This is a genomic window from Bacillus sp. FSL W8-1202, assembly GCF_038006165.1.
GTDB classification, from domain to species: domain Bacteria; phylum Bacillota; class Bacilli; order Bacillales; family Bacillaceae; genus Bacillus; species Bacillus subtilis.
Map to the genome: position 1 here is coordinate 3,545,875 of NZ_JBBOUR010000001.1, position 25,984 is coordinate 3,571,858.

A 25,984-nucleotide genomic window follows, 5' to 3' on the forward strand; every position below is an offset into this window, starting at 1 on the left:
TTTCTCGGCAGTCTTTTTTAGTTCGTCTCTGTTATATCTGATGTATCATATGGAGGATAGACAGAAAAGGTTCCAACTCTGTTTTTGTATCTATATTGGATCGTTCCGTTTTGATCTGTTCGCAGCACGCGGATAGAATGTCTCTGTAATAGTTGAAGAACTTTTTGATGAGGATGATGGTACCGATTGTTTTTCCCGGCTGAGATAATGGCCGTTTTCGGCTGAAGCTGTTGGATGAATTCTTCACCGGTAGAGCCTTTGCTCCCATGGTGCCCCACCTTTAAGACATCTGCTTTAATATTTGGAAACACGTCCATCACCTCCTGTTCCCCTTCTTTCTCCAGGTCACCCGTCAAGATCCAGCTCATACCGCCCGTCTCCATCCACAGAACGAGAGAGGAATTATTTTTGCTTGCCGGATCAGGTGATTCAGGTGACAGTACATGGAACTGCAAATCCTTTATTTGCAATACATCGCCTCGCTTCACCTCTTCAATTGTCACTCCCTCTTCTCTGGCTGTCTGCAGCACGTTCTCATCTTTGGGTTCAGAAACGAACCCTTTCGGAATCACGAGGCGCTTTACTTTATGATGCTTCAGCAGAGTCTCCGCCTCTCCGATATGATCTTGGTCAGCGTGGGTCAGAATTAAAGCGTCAAGCTGTTTGATTCCCTTAGCAGTTAAAAACGGAATCAGCACCTTTTCCCCCAGTGAAAACGGATGCTGTTTTTCGCGCCAAGGCTCTGACGAGTAAGACAAAGTGCCGCCGGTATCAATTAAGACACGACCCCGCTGATGCGGAGCACCTACAAACATGCTGTCACCCTGTCCAATATCTATCATATCCACTTCTCCTTCGGAACTAAGACACGGAGATATAAAGAGCAGAAACAGCACCGTCAAGCAAATGCCGCCGGTTACCATCAACTGCGACAAGGAGCGTTTTTCAATCGCCATAAGCAATAGGATGATCGTAACCGTGAATAAAAAAAGCAAAACAGGTGCAGGATGTGCGATCATAATCGTGAACACTTCAACATCTGCAATGTTTGTGATTAGCCTATTGGTCCAGCTTATCAATAAATCAAACCAGCTGAAAAACAATCTCCCAAACGAAACGGAAAGACTTAATAGAAGAACACCTGCTACAGCTCCCGGCAAAATACAGAAGGTATAAAATGGTACCATCAACATATTCATCGGTACGCTGATGATAGAAAACTGATGAAAATGATATAGGAGAATCGGAAGCGAGCCCAGCTGAGCGATGAGTGATACAATTGTCAGCTGCCCCAAGGAGGTTTTAACCTGATGAAAAATAGAAGAGGATAGAATTAAAGAAAAACTGACGGCGAACGATAGCTGAAAACCGGCTTCAAAGAGATGATAAGGATTGAAGAGCAGAAGGACGATGTATGAAAGACAAATTGCAGTTGCAGAGTGGACACGCCATTTGACAAGGCTTCCAGCTAAGTAAACACCCGACATGAGAGCGGCGCGTAGCACTGAAGGAGCAGCGCCGGTCAACATCACATAGAGCGGCAGAAATAACAGCAACAGAATTGACGCCTTTTCTCTAGTTATACCAAGGCGAATCATGATATAAAACAAACCTGCTGTCAAAATCCCCACGTGGAGTCCTGATATTGCCAAGAGATGGACAACACCAAGCTTTTGATACGCGGTAAGCACTTCATCCTCCACATAAAATCTGTCACCAACTGTAAGTGCCTGTACAATCCCTGCCGAATCAGGAGGCAAAAGGCTGTTTGTGAATGATATGATATGTTTTCTCAAGCTGAGCACCTTGTACTTAAAATTTTCAGGTTCGCTGCAGTTTTGAATAGACGTGACAGAGTAGTTCCAATGAATATGCTGCCGATAAAGATACTCGTTATAATCAAATGCACCCGGCACAGTTGCGTGATTCGGTTCTTCCAATGTACCAGTCAACTCACATGACATTCCTGGTTCTATGTATAACAGCTGTTCTTTTTCACCAGCAGACTGAATGCGATACGCAGCAGCCCATTTTTCCTTATCAGGTGTCTCAACCATCATAGACATACGGTCGCCGTCAATTTTGGGAATAGTGTCAATCACTGCCTTGAATTGATAGGTTCCCTGCCGATAGGAAGAGACATTCTGAGAATCTGTGACTGCATACAGTACAAAAAACAATATAAAAGAGAAGAAACAAACAATAATGAGAAAAGCGTGCCTCGTTTTGATTAAAATGATGAGGAGAAAGAGGATGAAAAGAAAAATAGCGGGGAAATAAGCGGCGGCAGTAATTCCAGCCGTTGCCGAAGCTGCCGCCATAGGCAATAATAAGCGCGAATTACGCATTCATCACACGTAGCTCGTGAAAAGTGTATTCGCCTGTTCATGTATCTTTTTCAATTCTTCCTCCGCTAAACCGGCATCAGCCAATTTCCCTATAAGACCCGCTACAAATGAAAGCTTTTCCCTGTTTTTCAGATCAACGATCATTTCATCGAGTTCAACCTGTTCAACTGTTACACCCGCCTGTTCAAATAATTCCTGCGCATATGGATGTGTTTTGTAATCCTCAGCATAATAAACCGTTTTGATACCCGCTTGAATAATAGATTTGCAGCATTGAATGCACGGATAATGCGTCACATAAATCTCGGCTCCATCAGTCGGCACCCCAAACTTAGAGCATTGAAGAATCGCATTCATTTCAGCGTGAATGGTTCTTGCGCAATGATCATCTATCATTAAGCATCCTTCATCTGCACAATGTACGCCGCCCGCGATTGACCCATTGTAGCCTCCTGCTATCATGCGTTTGTCTCTGACTATAGTAGCGCCGACAGATAATCTCGGACATGTGCTGCGCAGCGCCAATAAATGGCTTTGAGCCATAAAGTATTGATTCCATGAAATTCGTTCCACGTTGTTCCCTCCAAATGTTGTGTTGCCTGACCTTTAGTTTACCTATCATAATGCATGACCGTCAAATCACTTTACTGTAATGGAAGACTTTATTTTCTCAAATGACTTTTCACCTATTCCTGAAACCTTAGTGATATCTTCAATTGTTTGGAAACGCCCGTTTTCTTCCCGGTATGCAATAATAGCTTCAGCTTTGGATGGCCCCACCCCTGAGATGCCTTGTAACTCCTCTAAGGTTGCTGTATTGATATTCACCAGCGCTCCCTTCCCTCCATCGCTTTGGACTGACCCTCCGCCACCTTGCTGCACTGCTGTTTCCTCTCCCTTTTTCGGGATGTACACCACTGTCCCGTCCTGCAGAATCTCCGCCAAATTTACTTGCGCTTCGTCTGCTTGTTCACTGGTCCCGCCCGCTTTCTCAATTGCCTGAGATACTCTGTCCCCTGTTCGCATTTCATAAACGCCAGGATGCTGAACAGCACCTTTGATGTCTATCACAATTGTTTCGTTTGACTCGTCGTTGTTTGCTTCCTGCTTTACCACTGTATTTTCTGTCTCTGTTGGTACAGCTTGCTTCACCGGCTCTTTATTTTTCCCTGTGGCCAGAAAGATCATAATCGCTGTGAAAACAGCCGCAGAAGCCGCTAAAATAATTGCTTTCTTATGCTGATTCAACCAATTCATCGTGCATGTTCCCCGCTTTCGTCATATTTTATTTTCATAACACATATGGTTTAGAGGATAATAGCTCAAAGGAGGGGAAACCATTGAAGATAGGCTTTATCGGCACAGGAAATATGGGTACGATCCTTATCGAATCATTTATTGAATCAAAAGCAGCCGATCCCTCAAACATGACAATCACAAACCGCACAATTGAAAAAGCGTTGCACATAAAAAACCGCTACAACAGCATAAACGTTACCGAAAGTCTCGAAAAGCTCGTTTCTGAAAACGAGATGATTTTTATTTGTGTTAAGCCGCTTGATATATATCCTTTACTGGCAAGAGCGTTACCTTATTTAAGAAAAGATCATATTCTCATCTCAATTACAAGCCCCGTTCAAACCGAACAGCTCGAACAATATGTGCCGTGTCAAGTGGCTCGAGTGATCCCAAGTATTACGAACAGAGCGCTGGCAGGTGTTTCTCTCGTCACTTTCGGCACAAGCTGCGGCGAATCTGCAAAAACGAAAATCAATGAGCTGATGCAGCATATCTCTCATCCGCTGCAAATTGAAAGTGACATCACCAGGGTTGCATCAGACATCGTAAGCTGCGGCCCCGCTTTTATGAGCTATCTGATTCAGCGGTTTATAGATGCAGCTGTTTCGGAAACATCAGTGTCTAAACAGGACGCGATTTTGATGTGTAAGGAAATGCTTGTCGGAATGGGAAAACTGTTAGAAACCGAATTGTATACCCTGCCTGCATTACAGGAAAAGGTTTGCGTTAAAGGCGGTGTAACAGGAGAAGGCATTAAAGCGCTGGAAAGCGGTGTGCAGGATATGTTTCACCGGGTATTTCAAAATACTCATATGAAGTACGAGGAGGATATTTCCGCAGTGAAAAAGCAGTTTCATGTGTAGACGAGTATGTCATACGTTCGTCTGTACTGCAAAAGCATAAAAAAGCATTTTAAAAAACCATCGTTTTAGGAAACGATGGTTTTTGATTTCTGCGCCTTGAAAAAGAGGCGTTCTGATTGTGCTGATGGCTCGGTATCCGTAAAATCAGCTGTCACGCGATGGAGCTGAAAGCCGCAGTTCTTAAGCATTTCTTCGTATTCTTCCACCGGGAACGTTCTTTGCTCGTGTGTCTCATCAAAACGATCATACGCTTCTCCGTTCCACACAAAAAACGACATATCATGAATGACAGAAAGCTCGTCACTTCCGGCAAAGCTCTGCCAAATATAGCTGATATCTTCGTCCTGGTCAGCAAATGTGCTATCCGGAAAGACTTCCGCAATTTTAAAAGATGAATGAACATCAAACAGCAGAATGCCTTCAGGCTTTAATACCCGAAAAACACTTTTAAAGGTTTCGATCACATCATTTTTTGTTTTTAAATAATTTAATGAGTCACAGCATATCACAACAGCGTCAAATTGACCGTCAAAGCCGGTAATCTCTCTCATATCCTGCTGAAGAAATAAAATAGGCTGGCTACTCGATACCTTTTGCTGGGCGAAAGAAAGCATCTCTTCGCTGAGATCGATGCCTGTAACCTCGAAGCCTTTTTCGGCAAGCCGGATGGAGATTTCCCCCGTGCCGCATGCCAGATCGAGAATACGGCCTTTTTCCGGGAGAGATGCTTCAATCCATTTTGTCCATTGATCGTAAGGCGCGTGTGACATTAACTCGTCATACACGCTTGCAAAGCCTTGATAAATCATTGATTCATTCCAAGATCAAGATCTGCGAGCGGAGCGTCTCCCCACAGCTTTTCAAGGTTGTAGTAGCTTCTTTCGTCCTTGTGGAAGACATGGACAATCACATCGCCTAGGTCAACGAGAACCCATCTTGCTTCATCAAAGCCTTCCATCTTTTTGACTTGAATGCCGTTTTCATCAGCTTGATCCTTGATTTCACGGGCAATCGCCTGTACCTGTTTATCTGAATTTCCGTGGCAGATCAGAAAATAATCAGCAACCAGAGAAATACCTTCCATATCCAGTGCTAAAATATCCTCTGCCCGTTTATCATCGCAAGCCGCAGCTGCGATCTTTAAAATGGACTTATGGTTCATTCACAAATTCCTCCTGTTCAGCTGCCAGACACAAGCCAGTTATACGTTAAAAATGTGTCTGGAAAAACCGGTTGATTTTTTTTCATAAGAAAAACCATTGTATTTTTAATGGACTGAATCAGCGCTTGATTCAAATCTGTCTCAGCAAGCTTACGCACCTCATCGACACCGGGAAATGCCCGGTTTGGCTCAATGTAATCGGCAACGTAAATGACTTTTTCTAAAAGTGTCATGCCGGGGCGGCCTGAGGTATGATACCTAATGGCGTCAAGAATGTCTTCATCTTGAACCCCTGCCTCTCTTTGGACCAAATAAGCGCCGACCGGAGCGTGCCAGAGCTCCGGATTATGATCCAATAAATGCGCAGGCATTTTTTCACGCGCAATAATTTGTTTCATTTCTTCTTTCGGGCGGAATTTGGCGTAATCATGAAAGATTGCCGCTGTTTCCGCTTTTTTAGAATCGGCTCCAAAACGCTCCGCAAGTTCGATCGCCGTGTTCATCACGCCAACCGTATGGATATATCGGTGTTCGGTCAATTGCTGCTTCACGCATGCAAGTGCCTCCTCACGATTCATATAAACCATTCTCCTCTACATACTTCTTCACTTTATCAGGGATTAAGTAGTCAGTGGGCTTCTTGCTTTTAAACCGTTCCCTTATCATAGTTGATGATACCTCAAATTCCGGAACGTCTGCAAAGAGAAGCGGATAAGGGGTTTCAACATGAAAACCGGGGCGCTTTACTCCAATAAATTGAATGAGGTTCAGCAGCTCGTCCAGCTTATACCATTTCGGCAAATATTCAATCATATCAGCGCCGATAATAAAGAACAGCTGATCATTTGGATAACGCTGCTTCAGTAAAGAAACGGTATCAAAGGTATATGATGGCCCTTCTCTTTCCATTTCAACAAGCTCCAGCTTAAAGGACGGATTAGATTGAATTGCAAGCTTTAGCATTTCCACGCGATGAAAGCTGTCGGTATAGTCTTCGTTCTGTTTATGCGGCGGAATTTGATTAGGCATAAACCAAATTTCATCAAGCTCCGCCTGGTACAGCACCTCATTCGCCATTAAGAGGTGACCATTATGCGGAGGGTCAAACGTGCCTCCGAAAATTCCGATTTTCTTCATTTCAACCACCTTTAAGGAAGCTCGATTTGTTTATTTTCCTTTGATTCCTTATATAACACAATCGTATTGCCGATTGTCTGCACCAATTGAGAGCGGCTTCCTTTTACAAGAGCTTCCGCTACATCGTTTTTATCCTCTTCGCAATTCTGAAGCACGCTGACTTTAATGAGCTCTCTCGCTTCAAGCGCCTCAGCAATTTGTTTAATCATGTTGTCGTTTACTCCGCCTTTACCTACTTGAAAAATCGGCGTTAAATGATGCGCTTTTGAACGCAAAAAACGTTTTTGTTTACCTGTTAACATTCTGTTCCTCCTAATTTTCCTGTTACAATGGATCTCATTTTTTCAATATCAGGCTCTTGTCCAGTCCACAATTGGAAAGACAATGCTGCCTGTTCAACAAACATGCCCACACCGTCGAGTGTTTTCAAGCCTTTTTGGCTTGCTTCCTTTAAAAGGGCCGTCTGTATTGGATTATACACGATATCACATACGACGGCACTGCTCGCGGCACGCTGTAATGAAAGCGGCACATCGTCCACGTTCGGATACATGCCCACAGACGTTGTATGGATGATAACATCATACTGCTCAAGACGTTCTTCTGCTTCTTTTATGCTTAATACTTCTTTATTGTGAAACGAGGGAGTAGCTTCTGTAAGCCGCTTTGCTTTTTCTAACGTCCGGTTGCAAATGTCAAATTTTTTCGGGGTATTTCGGACAATTGTTGTAAAAATGGCTCTCGCCGCTCCGCCAGCGCCGATCATTAAGAATGACAGTTCAGAGATGGGCTTGTCTAATACCTTCATTAATGACTTCACGAAGCCTTCCCCATCGGTATTGTATCCGACAAGCTTATCTCCCTCTCTTCTGACCGTGTTTACGGCACCGAGCACTTTTGCACTCTCATCAATATGATCCAGATAATCCATAATGGAAACCTTGTGCGGAACAGTCACATTGATTCCTTGTACGCCTAGAGCTCTTATTCCTTTTACCGCATCCTCCAGATCATTCTCTTCTACCTTGAAGGCATGATAATGTCCGTCAAGCCCGAGGTCTTTCAATGATGCGTTATGAATATCAGGTGACATAGAATGGCCAATCGGATTTCCGATAACCCCGTACAGCTTTTTCATACTCCTCTCCCCTTTTCTTAAATTAATGAACGCCGAACAAATACATGAACGCCTTTTGGCGCGTATGCAGTTACCTTTTTATCGGCGTCATGGACAGTAACCCAGCCTAACCCAGAGAAAACGATATCTGTCTTTTTGTCTTTTATCGTAAACGTATGGGCGACCAATTCCGGAAACTCATCCATTTCATCTTTACCCGGAGGTGTGAGCAATTCCCCTGCATGCTTTTCATAAAGCGCGTCTGCATTTTCAAGTTTTGTTCTATGAATCATCAGCTCATTCGGCATATAGCAAATAAAAGGAGATCTTTCCCCAGACACATAATCAAACCTTGCAAGTCCGCCAAAATACAGTGTTTGCTGATCATTAAGCTGGAATGTGCGAGGCTTCAGCTCCTTTTTAGGAGATAATACTTTCAGGTCCTTTTTATTGACATAATGCGCCATTTGATGGTTGTTGATAATTCCCGGTGTATCATAAAGCGATGAACCGTCATCCAGCGGGATTTCAATCGCATCAAGGGTTGTGCCAGGAAATTGGGATGTTGTAATAATATCTTCTTCACCTGACACTTCTTTAATAATCCGGTTAATAAAGGTTGACTTTCCTACATTTGTACATCCGACAACATAGACGTCTTTTCCGTTGCGGTAATGCTCAATCGCGTCAATTACTTCTCTGATTCCCTGGCCGCGTCCCGCACTGACCAAAAATACGTCAACCGGTTTTAAGCCAAGCTCTTTCGCTTCACGCTTCATCCATTGGATCAGACGCTCTCTTTTCAGTGACTTAGGCAAAATATCCGCTTTATTGCCAACTAATAAGATAGGGTTTCCCCCCACCAAGCGCTGCAGCCCATTAATCCAGCTGCCGTTAAAATCAAAAATATCAACAATTTTTACGACAAGAGAGTCCGTTTCTCCAATACCGTGAAGAATGTTCAAAAAATCATCATCAGTTAAGGAGACATCTTGTATTTCATTATAGTTTTTCAGTCTGAAGCAACGCTGGCAAATCACATTTTCTTTCGTAAGCGATGCAGGCGGCGCGTACCCCAAACCTGTTTTGTCCTCGGTTTGGATCGTAACTCCGCACCCGATACAAACAACCTTTTCCATTTCTTACTCCTCCCACTGAATGTGCCCTTTTCGTTTGAGAGCACTCAGTATTCTGCGTTCGACCTGGCGGTTAAAGCGCGTAATGAATCCGTCAGAGGAAGCGACTGGCACGACCAAAATCGTATGGTAGCCGTTTCGGTTTCCCCCGAGTACATCGGTCAGCAGCTGGTCTCCGATGACAACACAGTCCTCTTTTTTCAGCTCCATATTGCGCACCGCTCTATTAAAGGCTTTACCCATCGGTTTTCTTGCTTTATAGATGAATGGGATTCCAAGCGGTTCTGAGAAAAGTTTCACTCTTCTTTCGTTATTATTAGAGACAATTGTCACTTTAATGCCGTGTTCCTTCATTTCTTCAAACCACTCGATCAATCGCGGCGTCGCGTTCGGCCTGTCCCATTCAACAAGCGTATTATCCAGGTCAGTAATAATCCCTTTTACATTTCGTTCCTTTAATTTCTCAGGTGTAATATGAAAAATATTTTTTACAAACTCGTCAGGTAAAAAAAACTTTTTTAACAAAACCCGCACCCTTCCCTTTTTCTTTCTTTCAAAATGATTGTCGAAAAAAATCGAACTTGCGCCTAAAGAAAAACTGAGCAAAAAAATTTCGACAAAAATTGGGTTTCTTCACCAGGTGTGGATAAATTTACACACAATATCCACTCTTATTACATCACTCTTTAGACAAATTATAAACACGATACTCACAAGTTATCCACTTTTTGGTGTGGATAACAGAACGATTGTTCTTATATGCATTTCATGGTAGATTAAAGATAACTTCAACCTCAGATGAACACAACTTATCATTGTATGCGTTAAAATCATGAATGATTCCAACTTTTAAGGAGGTGCCTCTCCCATTAATTGGGTTCCTAGCATGAGAAAACTGTCTGATGAATTACTAATAGAATCTTATTTCAAAGCCACCGAAATGAATTTAAACCGTGACTTTATCGAGTTAATTGAAAACGAAATAAAAAGAAGATCGCTCGGACATATTATTTCCGTATCTTCTTAATAGGAATTTGTCTAATTTCCGGGCGTATTTCCTTTTTTTACTCAGATGACTGATATTATATCACTTTGGCTGCGCGCTTTACTACTATTTTCAGCAAAAAACACCCCTAAAAAGAGGTGTTTTAAAGGGCCGGTTATTATGCTAACCAGTATATGCCGCCCACAACCAGGAGAACAACAACTAAAACAACAATAAAAGCGTATCCATATGCTCTGCCTGCCCAATACATGTGAAGCGCCTCCTTAATAAGGTTTTATAACAGCCTATGTAGGAGAAATAAATCGGACTAGGCGGTTGTCCGGCTCAACGCTGCAGGATCTGCCCATCTTGTATTCCTTCATATACGATCCTTGCCCCTTTAGGTGTCATATGATTTCCAGAAGGATCTATTAAACCAGATTGGATAAGCGCTTCATCAGTTGCTTTTCCGCCGTCTGCTTCTATAAAATGCTTCCAGTTATCTACAAGAGGGACATCCAGGCGCTTCGACACATCTCTTGTAATATCGTTATATGAGTTGTGCCATTTCCTTGCTCCGCCTTTTGGTTCAAAAGCAGCTGCCTGATATCTGGAATAGTAAAACAGATGATGCTTCCCATTACCTTCTATAATTGGGATACACGTCATTAAGATAGGCTTGATTCCGTGTTTTCTGCTTTCTTTAATAAAATAAACCAGATTTTCTCTAAAACGCTGCTTCGACACTCTCGGTTTCCCCTCAGTCAGTATGGCAGCGTCATTGGTGCCGAACATAATAAACAAATACTTCGGTTTTTGATCCAGCACATCTGTCTGAAATCGGAGACGGGCATCCTCTGTCGTCTGTCCGCCGATTCCCGCATTGAGTATATCAAGGTTACCGCGCTCAGCTGTTTTTAATATATTGACCCACTGCTGTGCTTTTGGATAATCGCGATAATCCCAATTAGAGCCACGCGTATTGCTATCACCAAATGCTACAACGTCTTCGTATCCCCTTCCCTCGCATCCTGCTGTAACGAACAGCAGAAGGAAAAGGATGATAAAATGTTTCATCTTTACACCCCCAAAAGCCTCACCTTAATGTTATACCTCTGTTTCTCTTCGTTCAATGAAGAGTTTTTCGCTATCACTGTTTTTTCCTATAGTTAACGTGTCCCCCTCAGTGAATATCATTCTGCTTTCATTGCGGCGCAGCTGATGATTTTTTAAAATTCCCTTCTTTCCAATCTGAAAAACACACAAACCAAAGAAAAAAAAATAACCTGAATCCGCACCGGAAACAGGTTATCCGTTAAATCCTGCATTTACTTTAACTTCGATTTAAGCTTGGCCTTTGTTTTTGACCCATAAATCCCGTCTGCAGTTAATCCGTTCATGAGCTGAAAACGCTTGACGGCATTCGCTGTTTTCGGTCCGTAAACTCCATCTATGCCATTGTTTTTGGCTCCCTTATCAGGGTAAAAGTGAAGTGCAGCTAAAGCCTTTTGCAGCTGGAGAATGTTTGTGCCCTTTCGATAAGGCGAAGTGAGCTTTATAACCCCAGACGGCAGAGGATATGATGGTGAAGATTCTTTTGGAGGTGTATCCGAGGAAGAAATTCCGTTTATAAAAGAGTTCCAGTGGTTCAAGAGTTTCCGCGGACATTCTTTCCCAGACCATTTTTTGTGGGGAACAACACGATGTAACGGAATATTGTTTTCCTTCATCAGCTTTCTGATCAGCCACTGGGCATTTGATGTTGCTTTTTCAAAATCGCCATCAGCATTTTCGCAGATTTCAATCCCGATCGACTTGCTATTTCCTGTCCCGTTTGTACCGTCTCCCGCATGCCAGCCGTTTTCATCTATCGGGAGATGCTGATAAATGACTGAATCGTCAACTGTAAAATGCCAGCTTTCGGATGTGCTCGGGTTTTTCACAAAATTGGCGTGCATTTTCGCATCAGCGCCTTTTGCTGTATTCGCTGTATTATGCACCGTAATATAAGCAGGCGTCATCGCATAGCCAGGACGATTATCATTTGATAGCGGTATAAAATCCTTTTTTATGGTTACCATTTCTATCCCTCCCTATTATTAAGAATGCAGAAAACAGAGAGATGGACAGCCTTTTTTATGAGGTAAAATAGAATTGTGTTCTTAACCTGGTTTTCAGTTGAACCGCTGAAATGGCACCAGTTATACTAATTTAGATGACGGAGGTTTTGGCTCCTGACATCACCTAAGTTGGGAGTGACCATAGACATGTTAAAAAAAGTAATAGGTATCCTTGTGATTATCGCTATCATTGCAGTCGGTTTTTTTCAGAAAGAAGCTTGGCTTGATGCAATCAAAGCAGGAGGGATGTTTTCCGTTTTATTTAGTATGCTGCTGATTGCTGCCGATGTTTTTTTCCCAATAGTGCCGTTTGCTTTGGTTGCTGCTTTAAATGGCGCAGTGTTCGGGACTGCAAATGGAATTTGGATTACACTGACCGGCTCAATGCTTGGTACTATATTGCTGTTTTTTCTCGCCAGGTACAGTTTTAGAGATTGGGCCAGAAAAAAAGTTCAGGCCTACCCTGCCATACAAAGCTACGAGGCTTCCTTCAACAAAAACGCTTTTACCGCTGTTTTATTAGGAAGGCTGATACCAGTCATACCTTCCCTTATAATGAATGTGATCTGCGGTCTGAGCCAGGTTCGCTGGCATGTTTTTTTCTTTGCGTCTTTAATAGGGAAAATCCCCAATATTGTTGTTGTCACTATTGCAGGCGCCAACTTCACCAGCAATAAATTATTGTCTATCAGCATTTACGGTGCATATATTCTGATCATCATGCTGGTCATTTATAAAAAGTTTCCTCATCTTCTGAAGGTGCCAAAAAAATAAGGAGGCTTGTTGGCCCCCTTACTTTTTTTCTGTCGCATGGCCTCCAAATTCATTTCGAAGCGCAGCGACAACCTTTCCTGTAAACGTATCGTCAGTTAAAGAACGGTATCTCATCATCAGTGACATGGCGATGACCGGAGTTGCCGTCTGCAGATCAAGCGCAGTTTCCACCGTCCATTTTCCTTCACCTGAGGAATGCATAATGCCCTTGATCTGATCCAGTTTAGCATCCTTAGAGAAAGCTCGCTCAGTCAGTCCCATAAGCCAAGAACGAATGACAGAACCATGATTCCACACTCTGGCAACCTTCTCATAGTCAAAATCAAATTGGCTGTTTTCAAGCACTTCAAATCCTTCACCAATCGCGGCCATCATTCCATACTCAATTCCATTATGGATCATTTTTAAAAAATGTCCGCTTCCCGCTTCACCAGCGTATAGATAACCATTTTCGACGGCGGTATCACGAAAAAGCGGTTCCACAATCTCCCATGCTTCATGATCGCCCCCCACCATAAAACAGGCTCCATGCCGTGCGCCTTCCATTCCGCCCGACGTTCCGGCATCGAGATAATGGATACCCGCTTCTTTCATTTGATTGTAGCGGCGAATTGAGTCTTTATAATGAGAGTTTCCAGCTTCGATAATCATATCGCCTTTACTTAATAAAGGTGATACCTCACGCAAAACAGCATCGACAATGCCATGCGGTACCATAACCCATAGGATGCGCGGCGGGTGTAATAAAGAAATGAACTCTTTAAGATTCGTTGTCCCCTCAGCCCCGTATGCTTTCAGTTCATCAACAGCCGCTTGATTTACATCATATCCAACCGCTTGATGATTGCGGTCAATGAATTGCTTTCCTATGTTTATGCCCATTTTCCCTAAGCCGATTAATCCGATTTTCATATCTGTTCCTCCTGATTGTCTAAAAAGCCTTTACTCTTTATGTTCCCTTTGAATTGTATTGCGATACGCAGAAAACAAATGGGGCTTACATCGTCTGCGCATGTAAATTTTATTTTTCATGACTGACTGCGCCTGCCAGTTCTATTACTGAATCTCTTTATATCACTTTATCCTTGATTTACCATCATTTTAAGTTAAAATATGGGAAGGAATTCGATATTTTCAGTAAAAGAAGGTGACATGTTGCAGAATCAATCTCATACTCTTATTGGAGTTACGAAAACCGCTGTATTCTTTTTATACGCTGCACTTGCAATCATCGGTTTTGCAATCGGGTATTTTATCCCGCAGATTGCGAAATGGGCATTATCCCTCCCCTGGATCCCTCTTGAAGGACCGCTTCGGCTCATCACCTCTTTTCAGGGATCCACAGCTGCATTTATCACTGCTCTTCTCGGTATGTGTGCGGGGATTTGGTTCGCTCATTCTGTTATTGCAATGCTGCTGTCTGTCAAAATTACAGATCACACAGTGGAATTCATCAAAGGAAAAAAAGTGCAAACAATTCATTCTGATGACATCGCTCTTGTATTTATGGATCACAAACGGCTTGTCCTCCTGGGAACAGCCGGATATGAATTGGTACGGGAAGAAATTGATGAAAAACCAGTAAACGTTGAGAAGGCCTTTAGACAGCATCATTACGAATGGGCAACAGATGGTGATCCGTTTAAAGATCAATTTCGCCGATGGATTCCTGATGCACCAGACCTATCGCAAGGCGCCCATGCCTTATTAAAAGCTCGTCACAAAGCGCTGCAGGACGAAGAAAAAGACGATATTGAAGAATTCCGTCTCGAACTGGCACAGCTGGGCATCGTTGTACGGGACGAAGGCACACGCCAATATTGGCGAAAAGCAGAAACCTATCCCCCGAAAATTCAGCACGGCGAAGGATTGTAACAACAGAGGCTCAAGAAAGAGCCTCTTCTTTATTACTGCACAATAAACAGCACTCTGGTGCCGTCAGGATAGCTGCTCATTTGATTCCCTACCCACGAGCCGGCGCCGCGATTATCAGAAGGCGTCACATATCGGACATCAGCCCCTGCGCCGCCTTCCTCGCAGACCGCCATCGGCCACTCATCCCGGTCATAGCCCGGCTTGGTCAGGATTCCCTTTAAAGATTCCTCCCGCCTTTTGTCTGCTCCATCTCTGTCAATGGTACAAATATCTGGATGTCCCTCTGCAATCGCATCTCTAATATGACTGCCGGTTTCCGGATAACGAGACAGCGGAAAATACAACATTTTGTCATACGAAGATGCGCCTTGGATCTGTTGCGGAACCATTAAACAAAGAAGAACTGCTGCAGCAAGAAACAGGCCTGCCATCCATTTTTTCATTCCCATCCCCCCATATCTTTGTTCACTTCAATGTATGGGCGCTTGATAAAGATTATTTTTAACATTTGAAGTTAGTATGCTGCTTACAAAAGCCGGACTCCCCCACGAGAAATTTCCCGGTACAGACACAGACAGCCTCCCGGTCACATACATTTACATATAGGCTTTTGCCTACATACTTTTGTGGAGGTGACGATGGTGACAGGTGTTTTCGCAGCGCTCGGCTTTGTTGTTAAAGAGCTTGTCTTTTTAGTATCTTACGTGAAAAACAATGCCTTTCCACAACCGCTCTCAAGCAGCGAGGAAAAAAAATACTTAGAGCTCATGGCTAAAGGGGATGAACATGCCAGAAACATGCTGATTGAGCATAATCTTCGCTTGGTCGCCCATATTGTGAAAAAGTTCGAAAATACAGGTGAGGATGCAGAGGACTTAATCTCCATCGGAACGATCGGGCTTATTAAAGGAATTGAAAGCTATTCCGCTGGAAAAGGGACAAAGCTGGCGACGTATGCTGCGAGGTGTATTGAAAATGAAATCCTCATGCATTTGCGCGCATTGAAAAAAACAAAAAAAGACGTCTCCCTTCACGATCCGATCGGGCAGGATAAGGAAGGGAATGAAATAAGCCTGATTGACGTTTTGAAATCAGAAAACGAAGACGTGATAGATACGATCCAGCTCAATATGGAGCTTGAAAAAGTGAAACAATACATTGACATTTTAGATGACCGTGAGAAGGAAGTGATTGTCGGGCGGTTTGGACTTGATTTGAAGAAGGAAAAAACGCAGCGAGAGATTGCCAAAGAACTCGGTATCTCACGCAGCTATGTATCGCGGATTGAAAAACGGGCGCTGATGAAGATGTTTCATGAGTTTTATCGGGCAGAGAAGGAAAAGCGGAAGAAGGCGAAGGGGAAATAATGCAGAAGAAGCCGGATCTCATACTCCGGCTTTCTCTATTTCATTAAAGTTTTTTTAAAAAGAAAATAGAGAAAAAATATATAAAAGAGTGATGAAAATCAGTTTTGTCATCACTGATAAACTCTTCGAGAAAAGCGTCTGGATCATAGCAGATGGCTTCTCTCTTATGGGGCGTTACTTCCCTCCATCAAGCGATTCTAAGCCGGACGTTCTAAAAGCTCTCCTGAGAAAATCCTTAGATCGGTATACTTCAGTACATTCCTAGTCACTGCTTTCTTTATAGAGGCCTCATCTATGCTGTCGATACCCTTACATATATGACTATCACAATGAGAGGACTTTTAATGAATATGAAGAATCAGTTAAAAAAAATTGGTTAGAAGCAGTTCATTTTAAAGAACTACTCATTTTATTTCTTCTTCAATTAAATCACTGGCGTTTAAGTACAATTCTTCACAATCTCTTCTGTTGACTCCAATCCCTAAGTAGTGCTCCTCCAGTACGGTGACACATATAGAGGGACGAGAAAATCTCAATTAAACTGCCCTTCCGATGGCGGGCAGTTTAATTATTACCTCTCCTGTTCCTTTATCACCCTCTCAATCCCATATAAAATCAGTTTCAAGCCAAACTCAAATGCTCTGTCAGTCCCCATCAACTCAAACAGCCCGTTCGTAAACATCCTCCGGAATAATCCCGCATCTGTCTCGCTCATGGAATCAAGAAGGCGTATCATCTCCTCCCCCGGATGCTCTTCTTGGTCCTTCAGGATAGCAGTGACATTGCGCTCATGCTGATAATCGTCTAAAACGAAGTAGAAGACATAGTTTACAAGCGTAGTAACCACTTGCATTTTCTGCTCTTGCTTAAGTGGTGTTGATTCCACGCAGAGTAACATTCGGTTCGTGAATCGGATGATGTCCGGTTCATGGGGCAGCGTCATCATCATGAGCTGCGTAGAGCAAGGATATCGGCTGAGCACGTTCCGTACCGTTATCGCAAGCCCCATCAGCTGCTCCTTCCAGTCTCCCTCGGAGTGGAACTCCTCCAGAATCATTTTCGATACTTGGTTAGCCAGACGCTGGTAAAGCTTCTGTTTGCTCTTGAAATACCAGTACAGAGAGGGAGCCTGAATCCCTAGCCTGTTGGCCAATCGTCTCATGCTGAATGTTTCGATGCCTCCCTCCCCAAGAAGTTCCCACGAGGTTTCTAAAATCTTTTCCTCTGAAATCTGAGGCTGCTGCTTTTTCATATTATCCGTCCTTTTATCTAACAGTGTAAGTTTCTCTTTACAGGTTTATAAAATGATGATACCATCTAACACTGTAAGACTCAAACTAACAGTGTTAGATTAAATATAAACAAGAAAGAAGTGAAATATAATGGATACAGAAAACCTCTATTATTTTGAAAAAGCACCGATCGCAAAAGCTGTTGCTCACTTCGCTATACCGATGATGCTAGGTACATCAATGAGTGTCATATATTCCATTCTAAATGCCTTTTTCCTTGGTACACTCCACAATACCGCCATATTAACCGCACTCGCATTAACCTTGCCGTTATTTGCAATCATTATGGCGCTAGGCAACTTGATTGGCATGGGCAGCGGTACATTAATCTCCCGTTTGCTCGGGGAGAAAAAATATGATGATGTAAAGCATGTATCCTCATTTGCCTTTTACAGCAGTTTAGTTCTTGGTCTTATTGTGATGGCAGTGGGTCTCCCTTTAATCGATCCAATTGTTCATGGCCTGGGGGCAACATCTGACTCCTTCGGCTTCACGAAGGACTATGTCATGGTTATGCTTATTGGTTCACCTTTCGTCGTATTATTTTTCACGCTGGAGAATATCGTGCGCTCAGAGGGTTCAGCAATCACGTCGATGACCGGTATGATTCTCAGTGTTGTTGTAAATATTATGCTTGATGCGTTAGTCATCTTCGTATGCCATTGGGGTGTAATCGGAGTTGCGTCTGCTACCGTCATTTCCAACTTGGCTGCGAGTTCATTCTATGCCTTCCACATGGGATATAAGAGCCAGTTCTTAACTGTCTCCGTAAAGTGGTTCAAGGTTGGCCTGGATATTCTGAGCAATGTATTAAAAATCGGCATTCCGGTCTTTATTATGAGTATTTTTTGGGGGCAATGTCTCTTATCTTTAATCATTTTCTTGTCGAATATGGGGACAAAGCCGTTGCTGCATACGGAATTTCATCCCGCTTATTTCAATTTCCTGAATTTATTTTGATGGGACTATGTGAAGGGGTCGTACCGTTAATTGCATTCTCTTTTACAGCGGATAAATTACGCATGAAAAATACCATTGGATTTACATTAAAAGCGATTGTGACGCTAGCAGTAATGTTTGGCGTTATCGTCTATTTAATTTCCGACCATCTAATAGGTTTATTTACAAATGACCCGCAATTAATTAAAATAGGCAGCTACATTCTACATGTTACGTTTTTATCCATATTTATTACAGGGATGTCCTCATTATTTACTGGTATCTTCCAAGCTACCGCGCAAGGAACGGCCGCTTTTGTTATGTCATTTATACAAGGAATTACTCTGATTCCTGTATTGTTCATCGCCAATCAGGTGAACGGCTTTCATGGGGTGGTTTGGTCACTTGTCATTGCAGATACAGTCGCATTCCTTGTAGGTGCCATCATGCTTTATGCTTTGAGGAACAAATTGCAGCCTGAATTGAATAGTTAAGTGCTAGTAAACATATGACATTTAAATCCGTATTGTAAACTAATCAAATATGTAAAAAAAGATAGTTTAGCCCTCATAATCGGCTAAACTATCCCCTTCTCAAATCCTCCCACTTTATTATTAATGTGGTTTAGAAGAATTGAACCTGCACGAGTTATTCCGCTCACTATCATTGATTATGAAGCTTATATATTAAAAAATGGTGAGCTCAAAACAGTAAACGTCGGGCTTTTTTACTCTCTTCCTTTTAAATACACGATTAGAATCATCAAAAACAATAATGATATTTACACAAATTGCGATTTACGCAAAAGTCACCACTCCTCTTTTCATGGACAGAAAAAGAGGAGCAAACCTATGTCTGCGTCTTAACGTTTTTCTTTGCACAACGTCTAGTATCTTCTTTGGATCAATTTTTCTGTAAGAAATTCAACAAGTGTTACTCAACGACATGAAGAAATTGTTTATGTCCTTGTCATTTCAGTTATTCAACTATTGGTGTAAGTGAACTACCAGCCCATACCTCTCCCTTATTAAGGGTCCAGCTGTCATTATAAAAATTAGACCCACCTTTATTAACCGAAGGGCTGTGAACCTCATCCCAAGTTAGAAAGTACACGGTTTTCGGATATTTTTGTTTGACTGTATTAAGAAACACAGCATAATCCAAATTACCATCTTGTTTTTGTGTGCCGATTTCTGTGAACGCAAATGGCTTATTAAGAGCTGTTAACTCATCATATCCTTGAATTGTAAAATCATCTGAGAAATACGCATCTAATCCAACAATATCAACATATGAAGATCCAGGATAAAAGTCAGTCTTAAAGTCTCGATTGGCGTCCGGTGAGTAAACCCATATCAGGTTGTCCAAACCTCTTGTATCAGTCATATAATGATAGATTTTTTGATAAAGTTGTTTATAAAGTGAGAAGCGCTGGCTGTCTTTTTTGTTATATTCGGTTAGTCCCCACCAAAACCATTCTCCATTCATTTCATGAAGAGGTCTGAATAGAACAGGTACACCTTCATTTTTTAACTGATCAAGGCCATCTGCAACTTTGCTCAGAACAGCCTCTAATCGCTTACCCTCTGTAGTTGATGAGTCTAAGATTTTTTCATACTCACTGTTTGAAATATGGGAAGCATTTTTCCCAAAAGTACTGGATGCAGGATTAGCTAGATGTAAGCTAATCTGTGGTATTCCACCGCTTTTCCAATATGAGATTAAGTCACTGTTGCAACTATAGTCGATCGTCTCAGTAATATCAGAAATATAGGGCTTCTCCAACCATCCACTGGAATAGTCACAACCATAAATTGCGGGTAGCTGGCCAGTAGCATTCTTAATTCGGTTGGCTTCTTTCATGGAAAACGAAGCATTTGTGAATCCGCCGAATGCACCTGACAGTATGCGATTTTCAGATCGGTTTGGCAGATGAGCCAGCCAATTCATCAACTCTTTCGTTGTTGCCTGTGCATTAGGATTCACAGGGTAAACTGTATGAGCAAGAGCCGACTGTGAAAAAGATGAAACGATTATGAAAGATAGTAATATAAAAACAGCAATTTTTTTATACATAATATTCTCCGTCTTCTACTTTTATTATTTTAATCATTTATTCTGTTAAAGATTTATAAAGCACAGAATCTATTAAGTCATTTACGCTTTTTCATCCCCTTTCATATTTAAAATAAGAGAGACCTTCCTTAGAGATATTTGCATTTACCCATTGTAAATCTCCATTTTTTGGGCATTAATTATATTAAACCGAAAAATATCTTCTTTCATCAGACGTTTCACCTATTTTTTATTGTATGCCTCACAGACTATGAAGCAAACTTTCCCTTTTGCATTTAAACCTTATTGCCTATTTAGTTAAGTCGAATTATTTTCGATATTAAGTGGTGGATGATTTTCACTCTCTTTTTTATCCTATTAAATTATTTTAAAAAATAATCAAAAAACAAATCATTTTGATCCCTATTCATAGCAGCAAACGTTACTTTTGGTACAAAGTCCTTTATAAACAGAAAGAGGAGCAAACGTATGGTTTACTCCTCTAACTTAGTTTCTTTCTTCTTGGTTTTTCATAATCTGATGTTTTCCTTAACAGCAGTTTCAACCCGTCACTTTCTCCGCAGCATATAATCAAGATTCTAATACCAATCCAAAAGTTATTTTGATCTACTGAGAATTTTAATTTGCGGTGCCCTATTGCCTTTTTCTCTCTGACTCATAGTCAATTTTAAACCATTCAATAAAAAACCCTCAATTGATGTTTCATATTCATTTGATTTTCAAAAACTTCAGCCGTATCAACCTGTTAATCTTGCATTTTACCTGCTGACTTATATCAGAAGCTCTAACCAAATTTTAATAGCTGTCGCACTTATTAATAGCGCTAAAATCCATTGCAGGAATTTTGTATTTACTTTTTGCCCAACTGATGCGCCAATAGGAGAAGCAATTAAACTAGCAATCATAAGAACCAGGGCTGGTACAAAAAGAACCTGGCCCGTGATTACTTTTCCAACTGTTGCGCCAATAGATGAAAGAAATGTAATCGCAAGAGATGAAGCGACTGTGATTCTAACAGGAATATTTAAAATCGATAACATAATGGGGACCAGGATAAAGGCGCCGCCAGCTCCTAAAATACCTGATACACCACCTATGATTAACGCTAGGGACGAAGCCAACCATTTATTAAATATCACTTCTTTGTCTTCGCTATGTTCTTGTCCTTTTTTAGGTATCAACATTAAAATAACTGCTAAAATAGCCAGAATTCCGTATATAAAGTTAATTCCTTTTTCAGATATGTAATGAGAAAAGTAACTCCCCAATACACTCCCTAAAAGCGGGTTAACCCCCTAATTTTGGACACATACTACTCTTAGCTCATTATTTCATAGAATTGCTCTTTATTTTAGGTGAGGCAAGAAAATCATCCTGCCTCATACTCTCACTTCTTTAATCGTTAGCTCTTCTGTTTGGTTTCGTTGATAAAATTCATTTGGTGCTAAATCTAAAATACTCGAATGGATTCTTCGATTATTGTAGAAATCCATGTATTCAGCCACCTCATGATACGCATCTGCGTAGGAATGAAAAGCGAACCGCCTCAAACATTCATACTCTAGTAATCGGTGAAACGACTCGATATGGGCATTCATATTCGGTGTTCTCGGCGGAATGCGTTCATGTTCGATGTGGAACGTTTCACATGCTTTCTGAAACGCTAGAGAAATAAATTGTGGACCATTATCCGTTCGAATGACTGGCTTTGTTTCTCTTTCAAATTGCTGACGCTTAAACAAGGCACGCTGCACGAGTTGGCCAGCGTCGTGTCCGGTACAATGTAAACCAATATGATAATCAATGATGGAACGGTCATATACATCAATGAGCGATAGAATAAAGAAGAAACGCTCTTCACCTTCGATGTAGCCGTATTTAATATCTGCTTCCCACAGCTGATTCGATTCAGTGATGATCCGGTTCCTCGCTAATTTTCTTGGATAGTGGAACTTCACTTCTCGCTGTGGCTGTAGGATATCGAGTTCCTTACATAATCGGTACACTTTCTTTTTGTTAATCTGTAGCGCATACTCGCTTCGAAGGCGGAGGCACAACTTTCGATAGCCATAGACACCGGCTTCACCTGAGATGAGTTCCATCAGCCATTCCTGTATTTGTTCATCCGGTATTTTTTTGCCGTTCTTAGTGAGTGAATAGCCCGGAATGGGTCTGCCCTCACTTACTGACTTTTCTTCTTTCTTGTATTGATAATAGTACGTAGAAGGAGAAATCTCTAAAATCTTCAGGACTTTACGGACGGCATAACCTTTCGCAATCCACTCATTCGCTATTTCAAGCGTTTCAGTAAGTGAGGGTTCTTCTTTTTTAGTACGTCACGGAGAATGGAAATTTCTAAATCTTTTTCGCCTAACAGCTTTTTAAGCTGGTCATTCTCCTCCTCCAACTGTTTGATCCCTGAGGGAGAAACAATATCTTGAATGCCGGAATGATCTAGATTGCCTTTTTCCTGAAAAGCTTTTACCCATTTGCTTACGAGATTTGGACTGAGCTCGTGACGTCTCGCCACCAAAGCTTTATTGCCTGTTTCAATTGCTTCTTGTACCACCTGTTGTTTAAATTCAGCAGAATGTTTTCGTCTTTGCATCACAAAAGCCCCCTTATTTGGCAACCATAAGTATAAAACCACTCTTAGTAGGTGTCCAAATTCATTAGGGGGCTAAATAGAAAGGATGCTGCTTCCCATGTAAATAATTAATGCTTTATTTAGAAGACCACTCTTACGATAAGCCCAAACACCGCCGAGTGTCGCAAAGAAAACTTGAATAGCCCCTATCCCTGAAACTTCATGGGCAGTTAATGACATCACTCCCACTAAAGAAGGAATGTACAATAGCATTGGATAATTAATAACTGCTCCGCCAATACCAATCATTCCGGAAATAAAGGCACCAATAAACCCTATAATGAAAAGAGTTGTGATAAAGGCAATATCCACTTTGGTTTCCTCCTTTCAAAGGAAAAGGGTATCTTTTTATTCGATACCCTTTCACATTATTAGCCTTTTTTAATCCAGAATTTCAATACATCACCTTCATCAGTTTGCTCTAAAAGGTCATGCCCGCCTGATTTAGACCAAGCTGCAAGATCACTTTTAGCTCCCTTATCTGTTGCATGCACTTCTAATATTTGACCTGATTCCAGTTCATTCATCGCTTTCTTTGTTCTGACGATTGGCATTGGGCATGCCAGGCCTTTTGCGTCTAATACTTTATCTGATTTCATGTTCATCTCTCCTCTTATTAATAGAAACTTGTGTTACCGTATTGCACAGCGGTTTGGACCAATCTCCATTTCACGCTGTTTTTCTTCATCTGGGCTGATTTTCCCCATGTTTGTTTCTCGAATCTCTTGGTATGCATTTGGTTGCGGAGGCAAATGATCTGTTACTAGGTGTCTAAATTCTGTTTCATCCGCAATGTTCAAACCATGGTTCTCGCTAAATAATGTACTTAGTTTTTTACCAACACTTCCATCCTCATTTAGCTCGTCAATGATCATAAAGTGTGCCGGTAATACAATTAAATCCTTTGATAACGCTTTGTAACGGCTATAAAGCGTTTTTCTTAAATCTCCTACCCAATCTTCTGCCATACCGGCTAAGTCTGGTCTGCCAATTGAATCAATAAACAAAATATCACCTGAAAGAAGATACAGATCATCGACAATGAAAGAAGTGGACCCAATCGTGTGCCCCGGAGAATAAATCGGTTGAATTTTAATCGTTGTATTTCCAATGATCATGTCGTTTCCTTCTTCCAACGGCTGATAATCGAATACCACTTCTTCAGCATCTTTAGGCGGTAACCAGTAGGTTGCTTTTGTTTTTTCAGCAATGACTCTGCCGCCTGAAATATGGTCCGCGTGAAGATGTGTATCAAATACGTGAGTAATCGTTGCACCCTTCTCCTTCGCAAAATCCATAAAGAAATCTACCATACGTGTCGCATCAATAATTGCTGCTTCACCATTGGAAATGACCATGTATGACAGGCAGCCTTTACCGATTCGAACAAACTGATACATCTCACCGCCATCTTTTAAATCCCCGACTTTTACCGGCTCTAAATGTTCGCTCCATGCTTTCATTCCACCCTTAAGATAGGATACAGAATGACCTGCTTCAGATAGCATTTCGGATACCATGACGGATGAACCTTCTTTTGCACAAACGACCAGCACTTCTTTATCAGAAGGAATTTTCTCCAAGATATCTTCTACGCCATCTAAAAGATCAAAATAAGGAACATTCAAATGGTCAAAGTCATGCCCTTCTATCTTCCAATCGTTAAAATCATTTTCATTACGCACATCCAAAATAAATAAAGGTTCTTTGTTAAAGATTTTTTGTGTGACTTCTTTTGCGGTAAGTGCTTGAACGGCCATGTTTCATTTCCTCCCCTATCAAATCTTATTAAGCAGAACTTAAAATGTTAAAGATACATCTGCATCTTTAGCAAAATCTAAAAAGGTAACAGCCCCGCCTACTTCGATTTTCTTCTATAAAATCATCTTTTGTTAAACCCATAACGTCCATCGTCATATGACAACCAATAAATGTAACTCCCATTTCTTGTGCCATTTCAATCAATTCAGGAATAGAAGGCACATTTGCTTTCCTACAACCTTCTGCGACATGCTCTTTTCCTTGTCGCAATATTACAGACTTTATAAGCATCAAACAGACCGCCATTTGCCGCAATAATCGCTACTCTTGTACTCATCTGTTCATCATGCTTTTTATTTATTCGGTTTTACCTGTCCAATCCCGCATACCGGGGACAACATTAATAACCTTTTTAAAACCTTGTTTCTTCATGGTGTGGGCCGCCATTTCACTTCTTCTTCCCGAATGGCAGATAATATAAATTTCATCATTTTTGTTTAATTCATTAGAGCGCTTTTCCACTTCACCAAGAGGGATATGCACAACTCCAGGAATATGAGCTTTTTCATACTCCTCTATCTCTCGTACATCTAAAATGTTAAGAGACTCGTCACTATCCACTTTCTGTTTGAAAGCTTCTAATGAAATCTCAGGAATTGAAGATGCATTTTCTGATGAATGCTCTCCTCCTTTTCGAAGAAAATGACGAAGTATCTCTCCCTCTGCTTCAGTACCTAGATATTCATGGCCTGTACTTTTTGCCCATGCTTCCAGATCTGCTGTGGAACCTTTATCTGTCGCATGAATTTCCAATACTTCACCAGCTTTTAAATCCTTCATTCTCTTCTTCGTTTTTACGATAGGCATTGGACACGCCAAACCTTTAGCGTCTAGTACAATAGTTGCTTTCATCATTTTTTCCTCCTTTTTTCATATAGGGGTGGGGGTATATAAATATACAAAAAGTTTCTCACTAGAAGTTAATACCATGTATTCATGCCCCCTTTTATATTTGTGATGTTTTTAAATCCTTGTTTCTTCAATATTTTTACTTGCCTTTAAACTTCTCATTCCGCTTAGCAATGA

Annotated in this window: 26 protein-coding genes and 6 pseudogenes; 6 read left to right on the forward strand and 26 right to left on the reverse strand. The window is 41.5% G+C overall.

All coding sequences use genetic code 11. The annotated features are described in order from the left end of the window. Positions 1-17 precede the first annotated feature (17 nt). From NSQ09_RS18740 to comEA, 3 genes are all read right to left on the reverse strand, one after another. Positions 18-2,348, reverse strand: a complete 2,331-nt coding sequence (locus NSQ09_RS18740; protein WP_341032360.1) for a DNA internalization-related competence protein ComEC/Rec2 — start codon at positions 2,346-2,348, stop codon at positions 18-20. A gap of 3 nt (positions 2,349-2,351) precedes the next feature. Further along, positions 2,352-2,921, reverse strand: a complete 570-nt coding sequence (locus NSQ09_RS18745) for a ComE operon protein 2 (RefSeq protein WP_003229978.1) — start codon at positions 2,919-2,921, stop codon at positions 2,352-2,354. A 66-nt stretch (positions 2,922-2,987) separates the two neighbouring features. Beyond that, positions 2,988-3,605, reverse strand: a complete 618-nt coding sequence (gene comEA / locus NSQ09_RS18750) for a competence protein ComEA (protein ID WP_004398514.1) — start codon at positions 3,603-3,605, stop codon at positions 2,988-2,990. Positions 3,606-3,688: 83 nt separating this feature from the next. Here comEA and comER point away from each other — a divergent pair, with 83 nt between their 5' ends. Continuing rightward, positions 3,689-4,510, forward strand: coding sequence for a late competence protein ComER (comER, locus tag NSQ09_RS18755; protein ID WP_014480313.1), 822 nt, complete (start codon positions 3,689-3,691; stop codon positions 4,508-4,510). A gap of 65 nt (positions 4,511-4,575) precedes the next feature. On the opposite strand, the gene NSQ09_RS18760 is transcribed toward comER, so the two are convergent. Genes NSQ09_RS18760 through NSQ09_RS18795 form a run of 8 tightly spaced genes read right to left on the reverse strand, consistent with a single transcriptional unit; the run spans position 4,576 to position 9,587 of the window. Then, the gene (locus tag NSQ09_RS18760; protein WP_003229973.1) at positions 4,576-5,319 is read right to left on the reverse strand and encodes a class I SAM-dependent DNA methyltransferase; all 744 of its coding nucleotides are present in this window, start codon (positions 5,317-5,319) and stop codon (positions 4,576-4,578) included. Further along, positions 5,316-5,672 carry a ribosome silencing factor gene (rsfS, locus tag NSQ09_RS18765; RefSeq protein WP_041333759.1) on the reverse strand — a complete coding sequence of 119 codons (357 nt, stop codon included), beginning with the start codon at positions 5,670-5,672 and terminating at the stop codon, positions 5,316-5,318. The genes NSQ09_RS18760 and rsfS overlap by 4 nt, the downstream gene beginning before the upstream one ends. A gap of 17 nt (positions 5,673-5,689) precedes the next feature. Further along, positions 5,690-6,250: a bis(5'-nucleosyl)-tetraphosphatase (symmetrical) YqeK gene (yqeK, locus tag NSQ09_RS18770; protein WP_014480316.1), complete on the reverse strand. Its 561-nt coding sequence runs from the start codon at positions 6,248-6,250 to the stop codon at positions 5,690-5,692. Beyond that, positions 6,240-6,809, reverse strand: coding sequence for a nicotinate-nucleotide adenylyltransferase (locus tag NSQ09_RS18775; protein ID WP_041333756.1), 570 nt, complete (start codon positions 6,807-6,809; stop codon positions 6,240-6,242). Before NSQ09_RS18775 ends, yqeK begins: the two co-directional genes overlap by 11 nt. A gap of 11 nt (positions 6,810-6,820) precedes the next feature. Next, positions 6,821-7,111 (reverse strand): ribosome assembly RNA-binding protein YhbY, encoded by a 291-nt coding sequence (gene yhbY, locus NSQ09_RS18780; RefSeq protein WP_003226133.1) that lies wholly within the window; start codon positions 7,109-7,111, stop codon positions 6,821-6,823. Next, positions 7,105-7,947 (reverse strand): shikimate dehydrogenase, encoded by an 843-nt coding sequence (gene aroE / locus NSQ09_RS18785; protein ID WP_029317883.1) that lies wholly within the window; start codon positions 7,945-7,947, stop codon positions 7,105-7,107. Before aroE ends, yhbY begins: the two co-directional genes overlap by 7 nt. A gap of 17 nt (positions 7,948-7,964) precedes the next feature. Next, a complete protein-coding gene (gene yqeH, locus NSQ09_RS18790; protein WP_341032369.1) occupies positions 7,965-9,065 on the reverse strand; it encodes a ribosome biogenesis GTPase YqeH in 1,101 nt (366 codons plus the stop codon). A gap of 3 nt (positions 9,066-9,068) precedes the next feature. Continuing rightward, on the reverse strand, positions 9,069-9,587 hold the full coding sequence (locus NSQ09_RS18795) for a YqeG family HAD IIIA-type phosphatase (RefSeq protein ID WP_003226126.1): 519 nt from the start codon (positions 9,585-9,587) through the stop codon (positions 9,069-9,071). A gap of 361 nt (positions 9,588-9,948) precedes the next feature. Here NSQ09_RS18795 and NSQ09_RS18800 point away from each other — a divergent pair, with 361 nt between their 5' ends. Then, positions 9,949-10,089, forward strand: coding sequence for a sporulation histidine kinase inhibitor Sda (locus tag NSQ09_RS18800; RefSeq protein WP_003226124.1), 141 nt, complete (start codon positions 9,949-9,951; stop codon positions 10,087-10,089). A gap of 303 nt (positions 10,090-10,392) precedes the next feature. Here the strand turns inward: NSQ09_RS18800 and NSQ09_RS18805 are convergent, their stop codons facing one another. Further along, a complete protein-coding gene (locus NSQ09_RS18805; RefSeq protein ID WP_029317882.1) occupies positions 10,393-11,124 on the reverse strand; it encodes an SGNH/GDSL hydrolase family protein in 732 nt (243 codons plus the stop codon). Between the two features lie 251 nt (positions 11,125-11,375). Continuing rightward, positions 11,376-12,128 (reverse strand): N-acetylmuramoyl-L-alanine amidase CwlH, encoded by a 753-nt coding sequence (cwlH, locus tag NSQ09_RS18810; RefSeq protein ID WP_327845505.1) that lies wholly within the window; start codon positions 12,126-12,128, stop codon positions 11,376-11,378. A gap of 186 nt (positions 12,129-12,314) precedes the next feature. On the opposite strand from cwlH, the gene NSQ09_RS18815 reads away from it, so the two are divergent. Further along, positions 12,315-12,941, forward strand: a complete 627-nt coding sequence (locus NSQ09_RS18815; RefSeq protein ID WP_014480319.1) for a TVP38/TMEM64 family protein — start codon at positions 12,315-12,317, stop codon at positions 12,939-12,941. A gap of 18 nt (positions 12,942-12,959) precedes the next feature. Here NSQ09_RS18815 and gnd read toward each other — a convergent pair whose 3' ends face one another. After that, a complete protein-coding gene (gene gnd / locus NSQ09_RS18820; RefSeq protein ID WP_041333751.1) occupies positions 12,960-13,853 on the reverse strand; it encodes a phosphogluconate dehydrogenase (NAD(+)-dependent, decarboxylating) in 894 nt (297 codons plus the stop codon). A 240-nt stretch (positions 13,854-14,093) separates the two neighbouring features. Between gnd and NSQ09_RS18825 the strand changes: the two genes are divergently transcribed. Continuing rightward, positions 14,094-14,816: a YqeB family protein gene (locus NSQ09_RS18825; protein ID WP_032726205.1), complete on the forward strand. Its 723-nt coding sequence runs from the start codon at positions 14,094-14,096 to the stop codon at positions 14,814-14,816. Between the two features lie 32 nt (positions 14,817-14,848). Here the strand turns inward: NSQ09_RS18825 and nucB are convergent, their stop codons facing one another. Beyond that, positions 14,849-15,259, reverse strand: coding sequence for a sporulation-specific Dnase NucB (nucB, locus tag NSQ09_RS18830; protein ID WP_341032376.1), 411 nt, complete (start codon positions 15,257-15,259; stop codon positions 14,849-14,851). Positions 15,260-15,454: 195 nt separating this feature from the next. On the opposite strand from nucB, the gene sigK reads away from it, so the two are divergent. After that, the gene (gene sigK, locus NSQ09_RS18835; RefSeq protein WP_013308023.1) at positions 15,455-16,183 is read left to right on the forward strand and encodes an RNA polymerase sporulation sigma factor SigK; all 729 of its coding nucleotides are present in this window, start codon (positions 15,455-15,457) and stop codon (positions 16,181-16,183) included. Between the two features lie 571 nt (positions 16,184-16,754). Here sigK and NSQ09_RS18840 read toward each other — a convergent pair. Continuing rightward, positions 16,755-17,435 (reverse strand): TetR/AcrR family transcriptional regulator C-terminal domain-containing protein, encoded by a 681-nt coding sequence (locus NSQ09_RS18840; RefSeq protein ID WP_015714344.1) that lies wholly within the window; start codon positions 17,433-17,435, stop codon positions 16,755-16,757. A 130-nt stretch (positions 17,436-17,565) separates the two neighbouring features. Between NSQ09_RS18840 and NSQ09_RS18845 the strand changes: the two are divergent. Then, positions 17,566-18,908: pseudogene (locus NSQ09_RS18845) on the forward strand (MATE family efflux transporter). A gap of 484 nt (positions 18,909-19,392) precedes the next feature. Here the strand turns inward: NSQ09_RS18845 and NSQ09_RS18850 are convergent. The 10 genes and pseudogenes from NSQ09_RS18850 to NSQ09_RS18895 form a co-directional block, all read right to left on the reverse strand. After that, entirely contained in the window at positions 19,393-20,490 is a 1,098-nt protein-coding gene (locus tag NSQ09_RS18850) for a glycosyl hydrolase (protein ID WP_038429356.1), read from the reverse strand. Between the two features lie 770 nt (positions 20,491-21,260). After that, positions 21,261-21,785, reverse strand: a pseudogene (locus NSQ09_RS18855) (sulfite exporter TauE/SafE family protein); the annotation flags it as partial. A gap of 84 nt (positions 21,786-21,869) precedes the next feature. Then, positions 21,870-22,784, reverse strand: a complete 915-nt coding sequence (locus NSQ09_RS18860; RefSeq protein ID WP_033880480.1) for an IS3 family transposase — start codon at positions 22,782-22,784, stop codon at positions 21,870-21,872. After that, a complete protein-coding gene (locus tag NSQ09_RS18865) occupies positions 22,781-23,098 on the reverse strand; it encodes a transposase (protein ID WP_014479904.1) in 318 nt (105 codons plus the stop codon). The genes NSQ09_RS18860 and NSQ09_RS18865 overlap by 4 nt, the downstream gene beginning before the upstream one ends. A gap of 81 nt (positions 23,099-23,179) precedes the next feature. Continuing rightward, positions 23,180-23,449: pseudogene (locus NSQ09_RS18870) on the reverse strand (TSUP family transporter); the annotation flags it as partial. 59 nt (positions 23,450-23,508) lie between these two features. Then, the gene (locus tag NSQ09_RS18875) at positions 23,509-23,736 is read right to left on the reverse strand and encodes a sulfurtransferase TusA family protein (RefSeq protein ID WP_012116896.1); all 228 of its coding nucleotides are present in this window, start codon (positions 23,734-23,736) and stop codon (positions 23,509-23,511) included. Positions 23,737-23,769: 33 nt separating this feature from the next. Further along, positions 23,770-24,904 (reverse strand): annotated as a pseudogene (locus NSQ09_RS18880) (MBL fold metallo-hydrolase). A 32-nt stretch (positions 24,905-24,936) separates the two neighbouring features. Next, positions 24,937-25,235, reverse strand: a pseudogene (locus tag NSQ09_RS18885) (DsrE/DsrF/DrsH-like family protein). 20 nt (positions 25,236-25,255) lie between these two features. Then, on the reverse strand, positions 25,256-25,813 hold the full coding sequence (locus NSQ09_RS18890; protein ID WP_041333528.1) for a sulfurtransferase TusA family protein: 558 nt from the start codon (positions 25,811-25,813) through the stop codon (positions 25,256-25,258). 65 nt (positions 25,814-25,878) lie between these two features. Further along, positions 25,879-25,975, reverse strand: a pseudogene (locus NSQ09_RS18895) (rhodanese-like domain-containing protein); the annotation flags it as partial. Between the last annotated feature and the right edge of the window lie 9 nt (positions 25,976-25,984).